Here is a 3,484-nt window from a genome sequence, read left to right as displayed (position 1 = left end):
GCAACAGGCATGCGATTATCTGCTTCACAGGCGGTTCTCCAAACCTACCAGCTCTCGGGAGCTGCCGTGCAAAACTATTCCGGTTACTCTGCTGTAGGGCACTCCGGCAGGCCGGGATCATAATTCAGATCGCGGCTCGCCGGCACACTTCAACTTTAAACGTACTTAAATCTGGCTTTAGCCGTGTAGCTAAATCCAGTTACAGCTCAATATCCAGCTGGCCTTTGAACCTTTGCAAGCGAGCTTCCTGCCGCAGGGGTGTGTCAACGTCTGTCGTCCGACACCGGGCACTCTGCCGATGATCTTGTTGCCGTAAATAGTCGGGTTTTTCGGGCAACTGTCGGCGGTCTTGGACTTGGTGCTCGGCTTGGAGCCGTTGCCGGAAGGTTCAGGTTTTCTGGTTGCGACACAGCGACCGTTCTTCAGTTCCTGGTTCCGTCCACAGGTGAGCGGGCAAATGCGTCCGGTTGATTTCTTGAGCTGATCCAAAATGTCGGGGCTTGGGTCGAGTGAGGCAAGGTCGATGCCCGCTTCGCGTCCATAGGTCCTCAGTGCCCGACGGCTCTTGTTGCCCCAATCGCCATCAACCCTGCCAACCGAACAGCCGACGCGGTTAAGTTCAGTCTGCAGAGCCGTGGCCAGTTCTTCAGCGGAGAGCGTTGTGACTGGCGAAGGTATGACGCCTGCCGGTGTTTCGTCAGGTGTCAACGCGGCAACGGTGATTTCCTCGTCGCGTTTGGTAGCAGTTCTTTCAGGCGCCGGGTTAGGCGCGGCCGCTGAAGCCTGGGCCTTGCGACGGACTTCGGCTTCAGCCTGGCGTTTGATCGATTCGATCTTCAACCGCGCAAGGTCGGCGTAGATGCCTTTTGGATACCGGGTAATGTAACTTTCGAACATCTCCGGCCGGGTCGAATTCTGGATTGTTTGCCAGTAGGTGATCTCAGCCGTTGTATCCGGCTTGTTCTGCTGGGCCTTGTCACGTTCGGCCTTTGCCTCGATTTCGTCGATACGGATCCGGGCGATGTCGGCAAACTGGCCGTCGGGGTAACGGCTCAGGTAGGTTTCAAAATAGGCAATGGATTCGCCGGACTTGATCGAATCCCAGTAAGCCAGCTCGATCTGCGGGTTGATCGCTGGTTTCTCCGGTTCAATGGGCTCCACCATCTCAAGCTGCTTGAGGATGACTTCGCCAGTCAGCGAGGAATTGTCCCAGGGAACCTGCTGACCCTTGGTGGCCTCCAGCACATCCCGGCGGACCATCACGAGATCCCGGGTAATATCCTGTCCGGGTGTGCCGAGATGTTTCAGCAGGGCCGTGGTGAAAGGGCTGTTCTTGCCATCACCATCAAGTGCGACGTTACCTGGCTGGGTGGCGAAGGAAATCAGGGAGCCAACCCCGGAGCCGATCTTGGCAAGGCCCCGGCCAACAGAACCGGAACGGGTGCCCATGGACCGTGCGAGGTTTTCAGCCAGCGGATTGTTCCGGCACGCGTCCAGAAACACCAGATTGACCTTGGTGGAATGCTCCATGGCATTGAGAACAAGGTTCGCCGGCATCGCCTCGAATTCAAGATCGACATAGGAATTCAGCTCGGCATCAATCGGCACCAGATAGTTCTCGCCACTTACCTGAAGGCCATGCCCTGCGTAGAAGAACAGGGCTATATCAGCACCTTCGAGCTTGGCGATGAATTCCCGCACTGTCTTTCGCATATCCCGAAGCGACAGGTTGGTGCCGGTCACGACCTCGAAATCCAGACTGGTCAGTTTTTCGGCCATGCCTTTGGCGTCGTTGTCCGGATTGGTGAGCTGAGTGACGTGCTCATAACCGGAATTACCGATCACGAGCGCCACACGGCGTTCGGCATGTGCCGCGCTTGCGGCAAACGCAAGAAGCAAAAGGGATACGAGGATCTGCTTCACAATCGATTCTCCAGAGCTACCTGATCTCGGGAGCAATCGGGCAAAAAAACTGCTGCTCCCCCGAAGGGTAATCCGGCGATTCGGGATCGGAAATCAGATCGCGGGCTCACCAGAAAAATTCAACTTCAAACATTCATAAATCGGACTTCAGCCGAACGGCTAAAGCCAGGTGCAGGTCTTTACCCAACTGGCCCTAGAACCTCTGCATGCAAGCTTCCTGCCGCAGGGATGTGTAAGGGTCTGGCGGCCGAGGCCATGAGATTTTCCAATTACCTTGTTTCCATAGGCAGACGGGTTTTTCGGGCAGCTGTCCGTGGTCTTCGTCTGTGTGCTCGGTTTTGTGCTGTTGCCGGAAGGTTCAGGCGTTCTGGTTGCGACACAGCGACCGTTCTTCAGTTCCTGGTTCCGTCCACAGGTGAGCGGGCAAACGCGTCCGGTCGATTTCTTGAGCTGATTCAGAATGGAAGGGTCCGGGTCGAGCGAGGCAAGATCGATCCCGGCTTCGCGGCCATAGGTTCTCAGTGCCTGCCGGCTTCTGTTGCCCCAGTCACCATCAACACGGCCGACCGAACAGCCAACACGGTTGAGTTCTGTCTGGAGAGCCGTTGCAAGCTCTTCAGGCGATAGCAACGATACCGGGGACGGCGAGGTCGTTGACGGTGCTTGATCAGGCGTCAGGGCGGCAACGGTGATTTCGTCTGCAGGCTTGGCCGTCGTTCTTTCTGGCGATGCATTCGCTGCTGTCGAGGCGATGGCTTGGGCTTCTGCCTCTGCCTGAGCCTTGCGGCGCGCATCCGCTTCCGCCTGGCTCTTGATCGACTGGATTTTCAGCTGGGCAAGGTCGGCATAGATCCCGTTCGGGTATCTGCCGAGATAACTCTCGAACATTTCCGGCCGGGTCGAATTCTGGATCGTCTGCCAATAGGTGATTTCAGCCGTGGCATCCGGTTTCGCCTGCTTGGCCTTGTCGCTTTCGGCCTTTGCCTTGATCTCGTCCAGACGGATCCGGGCGATGTCGGCGAACTGGCCTTCCGGGTAGCGAGACAGATAGGTTTCGAAGTAGGCCGCATTCTGTCCGGATTTGATCGAGTCCCAATAGGTCAGCTCGATCTGCGGGTTGATCGCCGGCTTTTCCGGTTCGACGGGCTGAACCATCTCAAGCTGTTTGAGGATGACTTCACCAGTCAGCGAAGAATTGTCCCAGGGAACCTGCTGTCCCTTGGTGGCTTCCAGAACGTCCCGGCGCACCATTACCAGGTCGCGGGTGATGTCCTGACCGGGCGTGCCGAGATGCTTGATCAGGGCAGTTGTAAACGGGCTGTTCTCGCCATCGCCGTCAAGCGCGACATTGCCCGGCTGGGTGGCGAAGGAAACCAGGGAGCCGACACCGGAGCCGATCTTCGCAAGTCCACGACCGACTGCGCTTGAGCGCGTCCCCATGGACCGGGCAAGGTTTTCCGTAAACGGGTTGTTCCGGCAGGCATCCAGAAAGACAAGGTTGACCTTCGTGCTCTGTTCCATGGCATTGAGCACGAGATTTGCGGGCAGGGCCTCGAAATCA

General features: G+C 57.3%; 2 protein-coding genes. Both read right to left on the bottom strand.

From position 1 onward, the window contains the following. Nucleotides 1-189: 189 nt before the first annotated feature. On the bottom strand, nt 190-1,923 hold the full coding sequence (locus HCG46_RS28350; protein WP_152506362.1) for a caspase family protein: 1,734 nt from the start codon (nt 1,921-1,923) through the stop codon (nt 190-192). A 159-nt stretch (nt 1,924-2,082) separates the two neighbouring features. After that, nucleotides 2,083-3,484: caspase family protein (locus HCG46_RS28345; RefSeq protein ID WP_168688159.1), on the bottom strand; the 1,402-nt coding region annotated here is incomplete at its 5' end.

This window comes from Labrenzia sp. PO1 (assembly GCF_012273635.1).
Taxonomy (GTDB): Bacteria; Pseudomonadota; Alphaproteobacteria; order Rhizobiales; family Stappiaceae; genus Roseibium; species Roseibium algicola.
This window is presented reverse-complemented; position numbering and strand designations above follow the sequence as displayed.